The following is an 18,416-nucleotide window of genomic DNA, read 5'->3' as shown; positions in this document are numbered from 1 at the left end:
ACCTCTCAGCATGCCACGCCCTTTCTCTTTTTACTCGGCCCGGTTTTACTCGACCCGGTTTTACTCGACCCGGTTGCGCCCCTTGCCTTTTGCCGCATAGAGGGCCCTGTCGGCGGCCCGCAGCAATGAGTCGCAGGACAGATCGGCCGACGCCACAAATTGATCGCTGCCGGCCACACCAATGCTCACTGTCACCGAGATGGACTTGCGGCCCAACGTGAATGACAGCGCCTCTATATCCTCGCGCATACGCTCAGCCATGACGCGCGCACCAGCACTCGAGGTATGGCGGAGGATGATGGAGAACTCCTCCCCACCGTACCGACAGACGACGTCAGCGCTGCGGGAAAGCCGATTCAGTGCGTTGGCGACACCCTGGATCACCTTGTCGCCGAAGGGATGCCCGTAGGTGTCATTGATCAATTTGAAGTGATCGATATCCACCATCGCCAGGGAAAACGCATGATCGCTTCGCTGCAGGGTGGAAATTTCCAGGCCCAGCTGATCGTTGAGGTATCCCCGATTCCAGAGCCCGGTCAATGCATCGATCTGGGCCTTGGTGGTCAGGAGGTCATGGTAGCGCTTGGTACGAAGAGCCGCCCTGACCCGTGCCTTGAGTTCGATGGCATCGAAGGGCTTGGTGACATAGTCGACGGCACCGAGTTCGAAGGCCTGGACCTTGGTCGCGACATCGAGGATGCCGGTGAGAAAGACTACCGGGATGGGCGACAGGTCCGGGTCCTCCTTTAACTGGCGGCACAGGGTCATGCCGTCGATGTCCGGCATGTCCAGATCGAGCAATATCAGGTCGGGCAGGGAGTCGTTGGCGATCTTCAGTCCCTCTGTCGCGTCCTGGGCGTGCAGGAGAGTCACCCCTTCGGATCTCAGGTGCGCACTGACGAGCCGGTGAATATCCGGGGAGTCATCGACGATAAGCACCGTCTGGGGCAGGTGTTCAAGTGTCATCACTCGATTCCTGCACGTCGTCATGGCATAGGCGAGAACAGGTAAAGGCAAGGCGCTCCATGGCCGCTGTGAGCTCGATGGGCGGGGCTTCATTGCGCACGACCATCTCCAGGGCCTCGGCATCCCGGCTTACCGGCATGAAACCATAACCACCAGCCGCCCCCTTGAGCTGGTGGGCCAAGCGCTGAAGCCGTTCCATGTCGTCTGCCTTCAGGGCCGCCTGGATATCCTCGAGTGTCGCGGAGAGGCGCTCAATGAAACCGGCAATCAGCTCGTCCATTTCCGGATCATCGGCAAAGTCACTGTAGAGGGGGCCGGCTGCCTCTTCCGTCTTGTCGGTTACGGCTGCTGCCTCCGTCATCGAGGGAGTTTCTTCTCCCCGAATGCGCCGCAGGTGCGACTCCACGGCACCGAGCAGCACCGCCCGTTCGATGGGCTTGGTCAAGTAGTCGTCACAACCGGCAGCAAGACAGCGTTCCCGCTCCCCCGCCATGGCGTGTGCCGTCAGGGCGACGATGGGCCCCGCATAGCCCTTGCGGCGGAGCTTGGCCGTAGCACCATAGCCATCCAGCCTGGGCATCTGCATGTCCATGAGGATCACGTCATAGGCCTTGTGGTTGGCCAATGCTTCCAGCGCCTCATTGACGGCGATTTCGCCATTTTCGGCAACCTCTACCACAAGCCCTTGTCGACGCAGTATCGTGGAGATAAGCAGTTGATTGTCGATCCCGTCTTCTGCCAGCAGTATCCGGCCGTAGAGCGAGGGCGATGAGTCCGATCGGGTCGGTTCTTCCCGTAATGCATCGAGTGCCAGGCAGTGCTCTGTGACCATTTCCGCCTGCGCGTCGATCGGCTGGTGGAAAACGAAGGTAAAGGTGCTGCCGCTGCCCGGTGAACTTTCAACTCGAATTTCGCCCCCCAAAGCCTCGGCCAGGGATCGGCATATGGTCAGGCCCAGGCCGGTGCCGCCGAACTGGCGGGTCGTCGATGGATTGGCCTGCTGAAAGGGCTGAAAGAGGCTATCGATCTCCACCTCGTTCAGGCCGATTCCACTGTCTTTCACGGCAAGTTCCACCCGAGACGTATCTCTGCCCGGATCGAGGCAGGAGGCCGTCAGCCGGACCGCGCCGCCGGGGGTGAACTTGATGGCATTGCTGAGCAGGTTGAGCAGGATCTGGCGGATACGCATGGGATCGCTCTGGACATGTCGCGGAATCGGCGTGGCATACTCCACCTCGAATGTCAGGCCCTTCTCGTGGGCTCGAACCTGCATGATCGACGCCACCTCGTGGAGCAACTGGTGCAGGGAGCAGTCGATGGTCTCGACGATCATCTTTTCCGCCTGCAGCTTCGACAGATCCAGTACATCATTGATCAGGCCAAGCAGGTGATGGCCGTTGCGCCGAATCGCTTGAATGTAGTTGAGCTTGTTGCTCTCGTTGAGGTCGGCATCCATCAGCAGATCGGCGAAACCCAGCACGGCAGTCAGGGGCGTGCGAATCTCGTGGCTCATATTGGCGAGAAACTCACTCTTGGCGCGCGAGGCCGACTCGGCATCATTGCGCGCCAGGCGCAATTCCCTTTCCACTGTCTTGGCTTGCGTGATGTCGTGAAACACCACCACTCCCCCGATCTGCTCTCCTTCATTGTCCGTCAGCGGCCGGGCAGTGGCCAGGATATGGACGTCTTCGGGACGTCCCGGTGTTCGCACCACCAGTTCCTCGCCGTCCACGGCTTCTCCCTGCATGGCGCGGGTTAGAGGCAGCTCATCGGAAGGGCAGGACGTACTGCCATCCGAGTAGAAGAAGCCGTACAACTCGCTCCAGCTCTCGGGGTCGACCTCGATGGGGCCCTTGCCCAGAAGCTCTCTAGCGGTCGAATTGAAGACGAGCAATCGCCCCTGCATGTCGGCCACGACCACCCCTTCGACCACGGACTCCAGCACGGTTCGGAAGATCGCCTGCTCCCTCAGGGCCGCGAAGATGTCGCGGGTCGAGTCCTTGGCGGGAAAGAGCGCCTGTAGCTCCTCTTCCAGGGTGGTGACATCGGCAGTGAGCCCTTCCAAGGTGCCTTCGACCCCGGCGCCCGTGTCCTCATCGAGCCAATGCCTGATGCGGCGCTGCATCTCGTGGATTTGTGTCTCGGTATCGACATTCACTGACGCGTTCCTCTGATTACATCCCTGGACATGCCCAATCATGGTTCAGCGTAGTACTTTTTCATGTCAATACGGGCGCTTCCTCCTTAACACACCTTCTGCCATCACTCACCTTCCGCCAAGATTCACCTATCCAGCTGGCGGTGTCTGCGTCTCCCACGATGACGCTGTTGTACCGGTAACAGCCGGCGTGTACCCACCTGCTAGTCTGTGGCAATGAGTCGCCAGACATCGACAGGACACTCCATGGCGCATGCCCCCTCCATGATTCACGAACCCAAGAGTCCCGTGCCTGCTGTGCTTGCCGTGGTGGCTCGCGGGGACCGCGTGCTGCTGGTGCGTCGCGCCAACCCACCGGACGCCGGCTGCTGGGGCTTTCCCGGCGGTCATATCGAGTGGGGCGAGACCACCCAAGCGGCCGCCGTTCGTGAACTGCAGGAAGAAACCGGTGTGCGCGCACTGCCCGGCGATGTGCTCACGGTCCTGGAGGTGATCACGCCCGTGGAGAGAGGGCGTCAGCATCACTTTGTTCTCATCGCCGTGCGCTGCCAATGGGTGGCCGGGGAGGGTGTCGCCAACGACGATGCCTTTGACGTTGGCTGGTTCTCGCCACAAGAGATTACCGACATCGGCGCGACCGCAAGCGTCGATGTCGAGCGCCTCGCCAGGATGGCGCTGGCACTCGACGAGCCGTAGTCGCGCCGCAGCACTTGGCTGGCCCTTGTCGTCTTCTGGGGTTAACTTGTGTTCTCCGCGATGCCTGGAAGGGCGACAGCCTCCTGCCGCTATTCCGGCCGCCATTTCGGCCGGCGAGAGGAGAGCGTCGCTGGTCGCCGGTTTCAGGCGATAGTCATCCACGTTTGCGAGCTACCATGAGCCACGTCATTGAATTACTGAAATCCCATCGTTCGGTCCGCAAGTTCAGCGACCGGCCGATCCCCCGTGAGCTGCTGTTGGAGCTCATTCGAGCCGGCCAGGGCGCGGCTACCTCCAGCCACGTCCAGGCCTACAGCGTCATCCACGTCACCGCCCCGGCGAACCGCGAGACGATTGCCGAGCTTGCCGGCGGCCAAGGTTATATCGCCAGCTGCGCGGACTTCCTGGTGTTCTGCGCCGACATGAAACGCCCCACTGAGGCCTCCGAGCGCACCGGCGCCAATGTCGTGCGCGGCATGACCGAGCAACTGATCGTTGCCAGCGTGGATACCGCGCTGATGGCGCAGAACGTGGCGATCGCCGCCGAATCCGAATGCCTGGGCATCTGCTATATCGGGGGTATCCGCAACAACCCCCAGGCGGTCAGCGACCTGCTTCGCCTGCCCGAGCACGTCTATCCGGTGTTCGGCATGTGCCTCGGCTACCCGGCCCACGACCCGGACGTCAAACCGAGACTGCCGGTCGAGGCGATCCTCAAGAAAGACTATTACACCGACGATCGCGAGCAGGTCGAAGCCTTCGACGCCACGATGCAGACCTACTATCAGGCGCGCAGCAGCGGCAACAAGAACACCGACTGGTCACACAACCTCACCCCACTTTTCGATACCAAGTTGCGTCCGCATATGCGCGACTTCCTGGTCAAGCGTGGCTTTGAGATGAAGTGATAACCGCCTGGAAGATGCCAGCCAGGCATTCATAACCCCACAAGGATTATCGAACATGTTCACCGGCCTGAGTGCATTTCCCTTGACCCCGATGAGTGAGCAGGGTCTTCAAGAAGAGGCATTCACCCGCTTGATCGAGCGCCTGGCGGTAGCGGGCGTGGACGACATCGGGGCGCTTGGCTCGACGGGCAGCTACGCCTATCTCACCCGCGCCGAACGCGCGCGCATTGCACAGCTTGCTGTGGCGAGTGCTGGCGATACACCGGTCATGATTGGCATCGGTGCACTGCGTACCCGCGATGTGCTGGCCTTGGCCGAGGATGCCCAGAACGCCGGCGCCAGCGGAGTGCTGCTGGCACCCGCGTCGTACCAGAAACTCACCGAGGATGAAGTCTTTGGCCTTTACGAAACGGTGTGCCGCGCGCTCTCCGTACCGCTGTGTGTCTATGACAACCCCGGCACCACCCACTTTGTCTTCAGCGATGAGCTGCACGGCCGCATCGCCCAGTTGCCACAGGTACGCTCGATCAAGATTCCCGGTGTGCCGGCGGAAGTTGAGAAAGCCAAGGCGCGTGTCGAGCGACTGCGCCAATTGATTCCCTCCGACGTGACCATTGGCGTCAGCGGTGACCCCTTGGCTGCCACCGGACTCGCCGCGGGTTGCGATGGTTGGTACTCGGCGATTGGCGGGCTCTACCCGCGGATCATGCTCGCGATCACCCGCGCCGCCCAGGCAGGCGACTCCGATCAGGCTCTGGCCCTATCGGCACGGCTAAACCCACTCTGGGCGCTGTTTCAAACGTATGGTGGCAGTCTGCGCATCATCGCGACCGCCGCCGAGCTTCAGGGGTTTGTCAGCCGTCCCAGCCTGCCGCTACCGCTCAAGACACTGGAAGGCGCCGACCGACAACGGCTGGCGGATGTGCTGGAGAGGCTTGACCTGGCGTAGCGCCGTGCATGGCTGCTGGTGCAGAGCGACATCAACCCCATCGAACTCCACAAGCTGGTGCACCCGCCGCGGGAGTCTTCTCCCTTTGAAGATGTGCATGGAAGGTGTGCATGAAGTGTCGCTAGCAACTTGGCGTGATCGGCGAATAACTCCTAAATTGTCGGAAAGGCTCGGAGAGGCATGACAATGGATTCACTTGCGAGAAAGCTGGGTCTCAAGACGGATCCCACCATTTTTTTCACGTCTGCAGGGATCATGATCCTTTTTTTAGCCGCGCTTTTAATTGCGCCAGGCCCAATAGGGGAAGCCTTCGGCGCGGGGCGAGAATGGATCGTTACTAACCTTGGCTGGTTTTTTATTTTCGGGGTGACGAGTTGGGTGGCGTTCCTGCTATGGGTGGCGATAAGCCGTTTCGGGTCGATTCGCCTGGGTGGCAATGATGCGAAGCCGGCCTATGGCAACCTCTCGTGGTTCGCCATGCTGTTTGCTGGCGGCATCGGCACGGTGTTGATGTTCTGGGGCGTAGCCGAGCCTATTTCCCACTTTGCAAATCCCCCTAGGCCGGATGTCGAGCCCTTCACTGTGGAAGCCGCCGACGATGCCATGAGTTTTTCTATCTATCACCTGGGGCTGCATACCTGGGCGATTTTCGCCATGCCGGGGCTGGCTTTTGCGTATTTTATCTATCGCTATAACCTGCCGATGCGTTTCAGCTCGGTGTTCTACCCGCTGATTGGCGACCACATTTATGGGCCCGTCGGTAAGTCCCTCGATATCTTCGCCATCCTCGGTACCCTGTTTGGCGTAGCGGTTTCTATCGGCCTGGGCACCCAGCAGATCAATGCGGGGCTAACGGCATTGTTTGGTGTCCCGGATGCGGTGATTACCAAGGTGCTTATTATCGCCGTTCTGACGACTGTCGCCGTGGGGTCGATCGTGGCGGGGCTGGATTCAGGGGTGAAACGGCTTTCCAATATCAATATCGGGATGGCCGTCGGCCTGCTGATGTTTGTGCTCTTTACCGGGTCGACGGTCTTTCTTCTTCGTGCCGTTGTCGAGACCTTTGGCCTCTACATCTCGAACCTGCTGCCGATGGCTTTCTGGAATGACACCCTGGCGAGTTATTCCAGCGACGGTGGCACCTGGGGGTGGCAGGGCAGCTGGACGGTGTTTTATTGGGCCTGGACAGTGACCTGGTCGCCTTTTATCGGGATCTTCGTGGCGCGGATTTCCCGCGGGCGGACCATCCGCGAGTTTGTCCTTGGTGTGCTGTTCGCCCCATCCATCTTTACCCTGATCTGGTTTGCCATCTTTGGCTGGTCTGCGATGGAGATTGACGGAATCGGGGCAGGGACCCGGGAAGCAATGGGGGATCAGGCCGGTGTCTTGTCCGCTGCCGTAGTCGAAAGCATCCCACTGGCCATGTTCGCGTTTTTCGAGAACTTCCCGGCCGCGACATTAATTCAGGGCCTGGCGGTTGTCATCGTTGCCATCTTCTTTGCCACGTCATCGGATTCCGCGTCCCTGGTGGTCGATATGCTGTGTACCGGCACCCCAGACCCGGGCCCCTGGCACCAGCGCGTGTTCTGGGGAGTCTCCGAGGGCATGCTGGCTGCCATGCTCATCGTGCTTGCCGGCGATGCCGGGCTTACCGCCTTGCAGGAGGTGATCACCGTCGTCGGCTTGCCGATGTTTATTCTGGTGTTTGCCATGATGTTCGCGTTGTTCCGCGGCCTGTCCCATGAGGATCTCGGCGAAGTGAAGGTGGGCAGGCCACCCCGGCCGGAGGAGTTGTGATCGGATGACCAGCGGGATTCACGCAGCGCTTCCCTAAACGTTTGTACGATTCCTTACCGCCTCCCCTCGCGATCGGGCTACTCTCGTGGGATGTCAGCAAACTTTCCTTGGACTGTGTATGCCCACTGACCCGCAAGCACTCTACCCCAAACTGATTAATCTGATGCTGGACACGGTCTTTGTGGTCGATGGGGACAACCAGATCATCTTTGTGAGCGAGGCATGTGAGGCGCTGCTCGGTTACCGTGCAGACGAGCTGACCGGCACCTCAATCGTCAACTATATACATCCTGACGACCTTGCGGCCACGCGGGTCTCCATGCTCCGGGTCATGAACGGTCAGCCCCACGTCGATTTCCGCAACCGTTATCTCCGCAAGGATGGCGGCATCGTACATATCCTGTGGTCTGCCCGCTGGTACGAGGCTGAGGGTGTGCGGATCGGTGTCGCGCGGGACGTGACGGCACTTATGCAGGCCGAGGCAGAATTACGCTTTCTTGCACACCATGATCCGCTGACAGCGCTGGCGAACCGATCGCTGTTTTACGATCGACTGGAATCGGGTCTGCGGACGGCCCATCGTCACCAGAGCCGTCTGGCGTTGCTGTTTTTGGATATTAACGATTTCAAATATATTAATGACGTTCACGGACACGCGGTGGGTGACAGTGTGCTCTGTAAGGTGGCACGAGGGCTGGAAGGCTGCGTACGCGAGACGGACACGGTGGCCCGGATGGGCGGGGATGAGTTTACGGTTCTGTTAACGGATATACAGTCTACGGATGCCGTTGCGGCAAAGGTGGAGCAGATCCTCATGGTCGTGAACGCGCCGCTGGGCGCTGAATTCGGTGGGGTCAGCATGCCGTCATGCAGCATCGGCGTGGCCTGTTATCCCACAGACGGGGAAGATGCCGATACCTTGCTGGGCCATGCGGATGGCCATATGTATCGGATAAAAAGGCATCGTTCGCTAGTGGGGTGACGAGCCTGCAGAACAGCGTGCGCAGCGCCACGTTGAACACTGGCGCCAGGAAGAGACTGCCGTTTGACCCCATCGCCGAGGCTCAACGGCTACGCAGAGCTGCCGGCCCTGAACAGCGAAACGAGGAGGCAATATGACGACCTTGGTGATTGGGGCCAACGGACAGATCGGCCAACAGTTCTGCGAGCTGGCCCGAACAAACGGCGAGCCCATCCGGGCCATGATCCGCAATGCCGTCCAGCAACCCTGGTTCGAGACGCGTGGCATCGAGACGGTAATCGCCGACCTGGAGAGCGATTTCGCGCACGCCTTCGACGGCGGCTGCGAGCAGGTACTCTTCACTGCGGGGTCGGGCCCGCATACCGGCCCCGACAAGACCCTGCTGATCGACCTCTACGGTGCTATCCGCGCCGTCGACCTGGCACGTGAGGGAGGCGTGGCGCGATTCCTGATGGTCAGCGCCATGCGCGCCGAGGACCCCCAGGCCGCCCCCGAAAAGCTGCGCCCCTACATGGCCGCCAAGTTCGCCGCTGACGCCTACCTGCGCGCCTCCGGCGTGCCTTTCCTGATCATCAAGCCGGGACGCCTCACCGATGAGCCAGCCAGCCAGCGCTTGGCCACTTCGCTCGAGGAGACCGGCGGCGAGAACAGCGCCTCCCGGGCCAACGTGGCCCTTGCTCTCGAGCATCTGGTGAAGGCGCGCGAGCTGGTGAACCGAGAGTTCGTGCTGCTCGACGGCGAACGACTCATCGCCGAGGCGCTCGCGTGACCCCCTCGGTGTTGAGTGTGCAGCGCATTCGGTAGGCCATTGTTCGTTTCTTGAACTAGCATGAGGAAAAACAACCGCCGGAGACATTCCGATGGCTGAACAAACACGCCAGCCGATAGAGTATGAGCAGTCGCCAATCCTGCTGCTGGTCACCGCCGTGATCACACTCGTGCTCTTCCTCACCGAGGTCACCAGTCACATGGCGACTGCCGCGACCTCCATTCCCGTGCTCGGGGGAAGCGTACTCGACGTCATCGGGATCACCTTGATCACCTTGTTCTTCTTTTACGTGCTCGGCGGCGTCGCCCTCGGGTTGCAGTTCTGATGCCAGGGGGCGGGCGCTTTTGCTGCGACGAGCCGCTGTCTGGTTCGGCGCAGCTCCACCCGTTTGCCCCGCTGACGCTGACGACATGGCTGGTGGCAAAGCGGTATCGACGCCGCTGTCGCCGCTAGGAAAAGCGAGTAACAACGAGTGAGGAAAAGCATATGGCCGACGATCTACGCGACAGCGCCCTGCAATACCATCGATTCCCCCGCCCCGGCAAGTTGGCGATCCAGGCGACCAAGCCCATGGCCAGTCAGCGAGATCTGTCGCTGGCCTATTCGCCTGGCGTGGCCGCGGCCTGCGAGGAGATCGAACGTGACCCCCTGATGGCGGCCGAGTACACCGCCCGCGGCAATCTGGTGGCCGTGGTCAGCAACGGCACAGCGGTGCTGGGGCTGGGTAGCATCGGCGCCCTGGCCTCCAAGCCGGTCATGGAAGGCAAGGCCGTGCTGTTCAAGAAATTCGCCGACGTGGACGTGTTCGACATCGAGGTCGAAGAGCGCGACCCGGACAAGTTTATCGAGATCGTCGCCGGTCTGGAGGCCACCTTCGGCGGCATCAATCTGGAAGACATCAAGGCACCGGAATGCTTCGAGATCGAGCGGCGTCTGCGCGAGCGGATGGATATCCCGGTCTTCCACGACGACCAGCACGGCACCGCCATCGTAACGGCGGCCGCCCTGCTCAATGGCTTGCGGGTGGTCGGAAAGAACCTCGGTGACATCCGCCTGGTCTGCAACGGGGCGGGCTCCGCGGCCCTGGCCTGTCTGGATCTCGCGGTGGCTCTGGGGGTACGCAAGGAGAATATCCTGGTCTGCGACCGCAGCGGCGTGATCCACACCCACCGTGACGGCTTGGACCAATACAAGGCACGCTATGCGGCCCAGACCGAGGCCCGCACCCTGGCCGATGCCGTCAACGGGGCCGACGTGTTCTTCGGTCTCTCGAGCGGGGGCGCGCTCAAGGCTGAGATGGTGGCGACCATGGCCGATCGGCCGTTGATCCTGGCCATGGCCAACCCCCACCCGGAAATCATGCCGGAGGATGCCAAGGCGGTACGCCCGGATGCGGTGATCGCCACCGGACGCTCGGACTACCCCAATCAGGTCAACAACGTCCTGTGCTTTCCGTTCATCTTCCGGGGCGCCCTGGACTGCGGCGCCACCACCATCAACGAGGAAATGAAACTGGCCACCGTCATGGCCATCGCCGACATGGCGACCACCACGGTGCCGGAAACGGTCGCGGTGGCCTATGGCGGGCAGGCGCTGACCTTCGGCCCGGAGTACATTCTGCCCAAACCCTTCGACCCGCGCCTGATCGACACCATCCCGCCGGCGGTGGCCAAGGCCGCCATGGACAGCGGAGTGGCCGCTCGACCCATCGAGGACCTGGATGCGTATACCCGTACGCTGTCAAAACTGGTCTACCGCTCCGGCAACGTGATGGAGCCGGTGTTCGAGCGGGCTCGACAGAATCCACTCCGCTTGCTGTATGCCGAAGGCGAGGACGAGCGCGTCCTGCGTGCCATGGAGGTCTGCGTCAGTCAGCGCTATGCCAAACCCGTACTGATCGGTCGCCGGGCTGTCATCGAGGCACGCATCGAGGAATTGGGCCTGCCGGTGACGCCCGGCGTCGATTTCGAGCTGATCGACTCGCAGGACTATTCCGGCTACCCCGAACTGGCCAGCGAGTACCACATACTGATGGGAAGGCGCGGCGTACAGCCGGAGGCCGCCGAGAAGCGAGTCCGCAGCCGGTCCACCATCCTGGCCTCGATGCTGCTGCGCCGGGGCGATGTGGACGCCATGATCGCCGGCCCGGTGGGCACCTACGGCGAGCACCTGGGCCTGGTGCTCGACGTCATCGGCCTGCGCGAGGGCGTCAACACGGCGGCCGCCCTGCAACTGCTGATCCTCGAACGGGCCACGCTGTTCATCGCCGACCCTTTCGTCAATTACGACCCCGATGCCAATCAGATCGCCGAAATCACCCTGCTGGCTGCGGAGCAGGTTCGCCGCTTCGGCATCACGCCCCGGGCTGCTTTGGTCTCCCACTCGAGTTTCGGCAGTTCCGACTTCGACAGTGCCGGGAAGATGCGCCAGGCACTGGCGCTGATCCGGGAGCGTGCCCCGGATCTTGTGGTGGACGGCGAAATGCAAGCCGACGCGGCGCTGTCCACGGGCGTGCGCGGGCGCATCCTGCCCGATTCGCTTCTCGACGGCGAGGCCAATCTGTTGATCATGCCCAGCCTGGACGCGGCGAACATCGCCTTTACCGCTCTGAAGGTACTGGGCAACGGTGTATCAGTGGGACCCATCCTGCTGGGGGCCGCCAAGCCGGTTCATGTGCTCAACCGCTCGGTCACCGCCCGGGGTATCGCCAACATGAGCGCCTTCGCAGTGGTCGAGGCACAGACCGATCGATAAATAAAACAATTCCGACCCAACCAAGGAACACGACCCATGGCATTTGAAAACTACGATGACTTCGATCCACAAGAAACCCAGGAATGGCAGGAAGCCGTCGACGTGGTGGTGGAGCGGGTGGGCGCCGAGCGGGCCACCTATCTGCTGCACAAGGCGGTGGAAGAAGCCTACCGAACCGGTGCCGAAGCGCCCGACACCACCCGCACGCCCTATGTGAACACCATACCGCCCGACAAGGAGGCCAAGTTCCCTGGAGACGAGGCGTTACTGCAAAGGCTGACCGCCTACCTGCGCTGGAACGCCATGGCCATGGTGGTACGCGCCAACAAGAAACCCGCCGAACCGGGCGGGCATATCGCCAGCTATGCGTCTTCGGCGGTGATGTACGAGGTGGGCTTCAACCATTTCTGGCATGCCCCCAGTGAGAGCCACGGCGGCGACATCATCTACGTGCAGGGCCACTGCGCGCCGGGTATTTACGCGCGGGCGTTTCTGGAGGGACGGCTCTCCGAGGAGCAGTTAGAGAACTACCGCGTGGAAGCGGGCGGCAAGGGGCTCTCCTCCTATCCCCACCCTTATCTGATGCCGGACTTCTGGCAGGTCTCCACTGTGTCCATGGGTCTGGCGCCGATCATGGGCATCTATCAGGCACGGTTCATGAAGTACCTCCACCATCGGGGTCTGGCCGACACCGAGGGACGCAAGGTCTGGGTGTTTCTGGGCGACGGCGAGATGGACGAGCCCCAGTCCCAGGGGGCCATCGCCCTGGCCAACCGGGAGAAGCTGGACAATCTGATCTTCGTGGTCAACTGCAATCTGCAGCGTCTGGACGGTCCGGTGCGGGGCAACAGCAAGATCGTCCAGGAACTGGAAGGCAACTTCCGAGGCGCGGGGTGGAACGTCATCAAGTGCCTGTGGGGTTCAGGCTGGGATGAACTGCTGGCCAAGGACACCAAGGGGCTGTTGCGCCAGCGCATGGAGGAATGCATCGACGGCGAGTATCAGAACTTCAAGGTCAAGGGCGGCGGCTACATCCGCGAGCACTTCTTCGGCAAGTATCCGGAGCTCAAGGAAATGGTCGCCCACATGTCGGACGACGACATCTATTACAAGCTTATCCGCGGTGGCCACGACCCGCAGAAGGTTTACGCGGCCTATCACGCGGCGGTCAACACCAAGGACAAGCCCTCGGTGCTGCTGATGAAGACCGTCAAGGGCTACGGCATGGGCGAGGGCGGCGAGGGCCAGAACATCAGCCACCAGAAGAAGAAGCTGGGTGAGGATCACCTCAGGTACTTTCACAAGCGCTTCGACCTGCCCTTCAGTGACGAACAGGTCACCAAGGCGGCGTTCTTCAAGCCGCCCGAGGATAGCGCCGAGATGCAGTTCCTGCGCGAGCAGCGCAAGGCACTAGGCGGCTACCTGCCCCAGCGCCGGCTCAACGGCGATGTGCTCAAGGCGCCCCCGCTGGACATGTTCAAGCAGGTGCTGGGGGACACCGGTGAGCGCACCATGTCCACCACCATGGCCACGGTACGCATCATGGTCTCCCTGGCCCGCGACAAGACCCTGGGGCCGCGGCTGACGCCGATCGTCGCCGACGAGTCGCGCACCTTCGGCATGGAGGGCATGTTCCGGCAGATCGGTATCTACGCGCCGGAAGGGCAGAAGTACGTGCCCATGGATGCCGAGGAGATCATGCCCTACCGGGAGGACCAGAAGGGCCAGATCCTGCAGGAAGGCATCAACGAGGACGGGGCCATGTCGTCGTGGATCGCCGCGGCCACGTCGTACAGCAACAACGGGATCACCATGATCCCGTTCTACGTCTTCTATTCCATGTTCGGTTTCCAACGCGTCGGTGATCTGGCCTGGGCGGCCGGCGACATGTTGGCGCGGGGTTTCCTGATCGGCGGCACCTCGGGACGCACCACCCTGAACGGCGAGGGCTTGCAACACCAGGACGGGCACAGCCAGCTGTTCGCCCAGTTCATCCCCAACTGCATGGCCTACGACCCCACCTTCCACTACGAGGTGGCGGTGATCGTGCGCGAAGGCCTCAAACGCATGTACGAGGATCAGGAGAACGTCTTCTACTACATCACCACGCTGAACGAGAACTACCACCATCCAGCACTGCCCGAAGGCGCTGAAGACGACATCATCAAGGGCATGTACGCGCTCAGCAAGGCCGAGGGAGGCAAGGGCAAGAGCAAGAGCCCGCGAGTTCAGCTGCTGGGCTGTGGAAGCATCCTCCAGGAGGTCATCGCCGCGGTGGATCTGCTGCGCGAAGACTGGGGGGTAGCAGCCGACGTCTGGAGTTGCCCGAGCTTCAACGAGCTGGCCCGCGACGGCCACGCCGTCAAGCGCTGGAACCGGCTTCATCCCGGCGACACTCCGCGCAAGAGCCATGTCGAGGAGTGCCTGGAAGGCACCGAAGGACCGATCATCGCCTCCACCGATTACATCCGGATGTTCGCCGAACAGATCCGATCCTTTGTACCGCGGCGTTACGAGGTGCTGGGCACCGACGGTTTCGGCCGCTCAGACGGCCGCGAGGCCCTACGCAGCCACTTCGAGGTGGATCGTCATTACGTCACCGTGGCCGCGCTGCAGGCCCTGGTCGACGAAGGCAAGCTCAAGAGCGCCAAGGTCAAGGACGCCATCGCCCAATACGGCATCGACCCCGAAAAGCCCAACCCCCTGTACGCCTGAGCCGGAGGAGAAGAAAAGTGGCCATCCAAGAAATCAAGGTACCGGACATCGGCGACTTTACCGATGTCCCGATCATCGAACTCCACGTCCAGGCTGGCGACAGCGTCCAGGTCGAGGACCCACTGATCACCGTGGAATCCGACAAGGCCTCCATGGACGTGCCCGCGCCTGCCGCGGGGACGGTCAAGGAGGTCAAGGTCAAGGTCGGTGACACGGTCTCCGAGGGGTCGACGATTGTGATGCTGGAGGCGGAGGGTGAGGGTGACGCTCCCTCATCCCCTGCCCCTTCTTCCGCCGAGGAAGGAGGAGAGGCACCGGCACCGTCCGGTGGCGGGGTCGAGGAGATCACGGTCCCCGACATCGGCGACTTCGACGATGTGCCGATCATCGAGGTCCATGTCCAGGCCGGTGATAACGTCCAGGCCGAGGACCCGCTGATCACTCTGGAATCGGACAAGGCCTCGATGGACGTGCCCTCGCCCAAGGCCGGCACCGTCAAGGAGGTCAAGGTCAAGGTCGGCGACAACGTTTCCAAGGGCAGTCTGGTGTTGCTGATGGAGAGAGGGGCGGGAGCGGGAGAAAAGCCTGCGGCTCCCGCCGGGGACGAAGAGAAGAAACCGCAACCGGCGGCTGCCCCCTCCAGCGCACCGTCGACCAGCCAGATTGCCGATTTCAGCCGGGTTCACGCCAGCCCCTCGGCTCGCCGCACGGCCCGCGAACTGGACGTAGACCTGAACCGCGTGCCGCCGACCGGCCTCAAGGGCCGGGTCACCAACGAGGACATCCAGGCTTTTGCCAAGGGCGGCGCACCGGCGGCTCAACCGGCCGCGGCGGCCCCCTCCGGCGGAGGAGAAGGCCTGGATCTGCTGCCCTGGCCCAAGTTGGACTTCAGCAAGTTCGGTGAGGTGGAAACCAAGCCGCTTTCCCGGATCAAGAAGATCTCCGGCGCCAACCTGCATCGCAACTGGGTGAAAATTCCCCACGTCACCAACCACGACGAGGCCGACATCACCGACCTGGAAGCCTTCCGGGTGCAGTTCAACAAGGAGAACGAAAAGGCGGGCATCAAGGTCAGCATGCTGGCGTTCATGATCAAGGCTGCGGTCGCGTCCCTGAAGCAGTTCCCCGAGTTCAACGCCTCGCTGGACGGCGACAACCTGATCTACAAGCATTACTACCACATCGGCTTCGCCGCCGACACGCCCAACGGCCTGGTGGTGCCGGTGATCCGCGATGCGGACCAGAAAGGGGTGGCCGAGATCGCCCAGGAAATGGGGTCGCTGGCAAAGCTGGCCCGCGACGGCAAGCTCAAGCCCGACCAGATGCAGGGCGGCTGTTTCACCATCTCCTCGCTAGGCGGGATCGGTGGGATCTATTTCACGCCCATCATCAACGCCCCCGAAGTCGCCATCATGGGTGTGTGTCGGTCTTACTGGAAGCAGGTCTCGCCGGATGGCAAGCAGTCAGACTGGCGCTTCGTGCTGCCCCTGTCGCTGTCCTGGGATCACCGGGTCATCGACGGCGCCGCCGCGGCCCGTTTCAACGTCCATTTCGCCAACCTGCTCGCCGATATGCGGCGCATGATGATGTAAGGGGAAACGACACCATGGCAATCGAAATCAAGGTTCCCGATATCGGTGACTTCAAGGATGTCGAGATCATCGAGGTGCTGGTCAAGCCGGGTGATGCGATCGACATCGAAACCCCGCTGATCACCCTGGAGACCGACAAGGCCTCCATGGATGTGCCGTCCCCTGAATCGGGCACGGTCGGAGAACTCAAGGTCAAGGAGGGTGACAAGGTCTCCGAAGGCTCGACCATTCTGATGCTGGAACCGGCCGAGACCAATTCCCGGGTCGCGGACCACGACCCGCATCCGGCGGTGCATGGAGAAGGGGAAGGCTCTGCCGCACCCGGCGATGCCGGTGGGGGTTATGGCGGCGGCAGCCTGGAAGAGGTTCGAGTACCGGACATCGGCGACTTCAGCGATGTGCCGATCATCGAGGTGCTGGTGCGCGCGGGCGACACCATCCGTGCCGAGGATCCGCTGATTACCGTGGAGTCCGACAAGGCCTCGATGGACGTGCCCGCGCCCAAGGCCGGCAAGGTCAAGGACGTGCTGGTATCGGTCGGCGACAAGGTTTCGAAAGGCTCGGCGATCCTGATGCTGGAAGCGGAGGGAAAATCCCACGCGTCCCAACCCGCCCCGGCACAGGGCGCGGGAGAGAAGGCCGCTGCGCCCGCCCCCCAGGCGGCCACCCATAGCGGCGGCGCCGACATCGAGTGCGAGATGCTGGTGCTCGGCTCTGGCCCGGGCGGCTACTCGGCCGCTTTCCGGGCGGCCGACCTGGGAATGAAGACCGTGCTGGTGGAGCGCTATGCCACTCTCGGCGGGGTGTGCCTGAACGTCGGCTGCATCCCCTCCAAGGCACTCCTGCATGTCGCGTCGGTCACCGACGAGGCCAATGCCATGGCCGAGCACGGCATCGCCTTCGGCAAACCGGACATCGATCTCGACAAGCTGCGCGGCTGGAAGGAAAAAGTCGTCGGCAAGCTCACCGGGGGGCTTGCCGGCATGGCCAAGGCACGCAAGGTCCAGAACGTGCGTGGGGTCGGTAAATTCCTCGACCCGCATCACCTGGAAGTTACCCTGACCACCGGCGATGGCCAGGAGCAGACCGGCGACAAGCAGGTGGTGAAGTTCGACAAGTGCATCATCGCCGCCGGTTCGCAGTCGGTGAAATTGCCGTTCGTTCCCGACGATCCCCGGGTGGTCGACTCCACCGGCGCCCTAGAGCTCACGTCCATCCCGAAGCGCATGCTGGTCATCGGCGGCGGCATTATCGGCCTGGAGATGGCCACGGTCTACGCCAGCCTGGGCACGCGCATCGACGTGGTCGAGATGCTCGACGGGCTGATGGCCGGCGCCGACCGCGACCTGGTCAAGGTCTGGGAGAAGGTCAACACGCCGCGCTTCGACAAGGTGATGCTCAAGACCAAGACCTCCGAGGTGAAAGCCCAGAAGAATGGCCTCAAGGTCAGCTTCGAGGGGGACAACGCACCCGCTGAGCCGCAGATGTACGACATGGTCCTGCAATCGGTCGGGCGCACCCCCAACGGCAAGAAGATCGGCGCCGAAAACGCCGGGGTGGCGGTCGACGAACGCGGGTTCATCGCCACCGACAAGCAGTTGCGCACCAACGTTGGGCACATCTTCGCCATCGGCGACATCATCGGCCAGCCGATGCTGGCCCACAAGGCGGTGCACGAGGCGCATGTCGCGGCGGAAGCCGCCGCCGGACAGAAGAGCGTCTTCGACGCCCGCCAGATCCCCTCGGTGGCCTATACCGACCCGGAAGTGGCCTGGGCCGGCAAGACCGAGACCGAATGCAAGGCCGAGGGTATCAAGTACGGCAAGGCGGTTTTCCCCTGGGCCGCTTCCGGTCGTGCCATTGCCAACGGCCGCGACGAAGGTTTTACCAAGCTGCTGTTCGACGAGGAGACCCATCGGATTATCGGCGGGGCCATCGTCGGTACCCAGGCGGGGGATCTGATCAGCGAGCTCTGTCTGGCCGTCGAGATGGGCTGCGACCCTGTCGACATCGGCAAGACCATCCACCCGCATCCGACCCTGGGCGAATCGGTGGGCATGGCCGCCGAACTTTTCGAAGGCGTGTGCACCGATCTTCCACCGCAGAAGAAGCGTTAGGGAGGACATACAA

At 62.3% G+C, this 18,416-nt stretch carries 13 protein-coding genes; 11 read left to right on the top strand and 2 right to left on the bottom strand.

Features of this window, described 5'->3' with window-relative positions:
* Positions 1 to 60 precede the first annotated feature (60 nt).
* Together KG088_RS08100 and KG088_RS08095 are read right to left on the bottom strand one after the other, a co-directional pair.
* Positions 61 to 966 carry a GGDEF domain-containing response regulator gene (locus tag KG088_RS08100; RefSeq protein ID WP_213825007.1) on the bottom strand — a complete coding sequence of 302 codons (906 nt, stop codon included), beginning with the start codon at positions 964 to 966 and terminating at the stop codon, positions 61 to 63.
* Positions 956 to 3,124: an ATP-binding protein gene (locus KG088_RS08095; RefSeq protein WP_213825006.1), complete on the bottom strand. Its 2,169-nt coding sequence runs from the start codon at positions 3,122 to 3,124 to the stop codon at positions 956 to 958. The genes KG088_RS08100 and KG088_RS08095 overlap by 11 nt, the downstream gene beginning before the upstream one ends.
* 246 nt (positions 3,125 to 3,370) lie before the next feature.
* Between KG088_RS08095 and KG088_RS08090 the strand changes: the two genes are divergently transcribed.
* The 11 genes from KG088_RS08090 to lpdA all read left to right on the top strand — a co-directional run bounded on the left by KG088_RS08090 (position 3,371) and on the right by lpdA (position 18,403).
* The gene (locus KG088_RS08090) at positions 3,371 to 3,820 is read left to right on the top strand and encodes an NUDIX hydrolase (protein ID WP_213825005.1); all 450 of its coding nucleotides are present in this window, start codon (positions 3,371 to 3,373) and stop codon (positions 3,818 to 3,820) included.
* A 176-nt stretch (positions 3,821 to 3,996) separates the two neighbouring features.
* Positions 3,997 to 4,728 (top strand): oxygen-insensitive NADPH nitroreductase, encoded by a 732-nt coding sequence (gene nfsA, locus KG088_RS08085; protein WP_213825004.1) that lies wholly within the window; start codon positions 3,997 to 3,999, stop codon positions 4,726 to 4,728.
* A 55-nt stretch (positions 4,729 to 4,783) separates the two neighbouring features.
* Positions 4,784 to 5,677 (top strand): dihydrodipicolinate synthase family protein, encoded by an 894-nt coding sequence (locus tag KG088_RS08080; RefSeq protein ID WP_213825003.1) that lies wholly within the window; start codon positions 4,784 to 4,786, stop codon positions 5,675 to 5,677.
* Between the two features lie 186 nt (positions 5,678 to 5,863).
* Positions 5,864 to 7,474 carry a BCCT family transporter gene (locus KG088_RS08075; RefSeq protein ID WP_213825117.1) on the top strand — a complete coding sequence of 537 codons (1,611 nt, stop codon included), beginning with the start codon at positions 5,864 to 5,866 and terminating at the stop codon, positions 7,472 to 7,474.
* A gap of 118 nt (positions 7,475 to 7,592) precedes the next feature.
* Complete coding sequence (locus KG088_RS08070; RefSeq protein ID WP_213825002.1) at positions 7,593 to 8,456, top strand: sensor domain-containing diguanylate cyclase; 864 nt, start codon at positions 7,593 to 7,595, stop codon at positions 8,454 to 8,456.
* Between the two features lie 133 nt (positions 8,457 to 8,589).
* Complete coding sequence (locus tag KG088_RS08065; RefSeq protein ID WP_213825001.1) at positions 8,590 to 9,225, top strand: SDR family oxidoreductase; 636 nt, start codon at positions 8,590 to 8,592, stop codon at positions 9,223 to 9,225.
* A gap of 91 nt (positions 9,226 to 9,316) precedes the next feature.
* The gene (locus tag KG088_RS08060) at positions 9,317 to 9,550 is read left to right on the top strand and encodes a hypothetical protein (protein WP_213825000.1); all 234 of its coding nucleotides are present in this window, start codon (positions 9,317 to 9,319) and stop codon (positions 9,548 to 9,550) included.
* A 161-nt stretch (positions 9,551 to 9,711) separates the two neighbouring features.
* Positions 9,712 to 11,979, top strand: coding sequence for an NADP-dependent malic enzyme (locus KG088_RS08055; RefSeq protein ID WP_213824999.1), 2,268 nt, complete (start codon positions 9,712 to 9,714; stop codon positions 11,977 to 11,979).
* A gap of 36 nt (positions 11,980 to 12,015) precedes the next feature.
* Positions 12,016 to 14,694: a pyruvate dehydrogenase (acetyl-transferring), homodimeric type gene (aceE, locus tag KG088_RS08050; protein ID WP_213824998.1), complete on the top strand. Its 2,679-nt coding sequence runs from the start codon at positions 12,016 to 12,018 to the stop codon at positions 14,692 to 14,694.
* Between the two features lie 17 nt (positions 14,695 to 14,711).
* The gene (gene aceF, locus KG088_RS08045; protein WP_213824997.1) at positions 14,712 to 16,286 is read left to right on the top strand and encodes a dihydrolipoyllysine-residue acetyltransferase; all 1,575 of its coding nucleotides are present in this window, start codon (positions 14,712 to 14,714) and stop codon (positions 16,284 to 16,286) included.
* A gap of 14 nt (positions 16,287 to 16,300) precedes the next feature.
* Positions 16,301 to 18,403 carry a dihydrolipoyl dehydrogenase gene (lpdA, locus tag KG088_RS08040; RefSeq protein WP_213824996.1) on the top strand — a complete coding sequence of 701 codons (2,103 nt, stop codon included), beginning with the start codon at positions 16,301 to 16,303 and terminating at the stop codon, positions 18,401 to 18,403.
* The last annotated feature ends 13 nt before the right edge of the window (positions 18,404 to 18,416 follow it).

It is taken from the genome of Halomonas jincaotanensis, from assembly GCF_018448785.1.
In the GTDB taxonomy this organism is placed as follows: Bacteria; Pseudomonadota; Gammaproteobacteria; order Pseudomonadales; family Halomonadaceae; genus Halomonas; species Halomonas jincaotanensis.
This window is presented reverse-complemented; position numbering and strand designations above follow the sequence as displayed.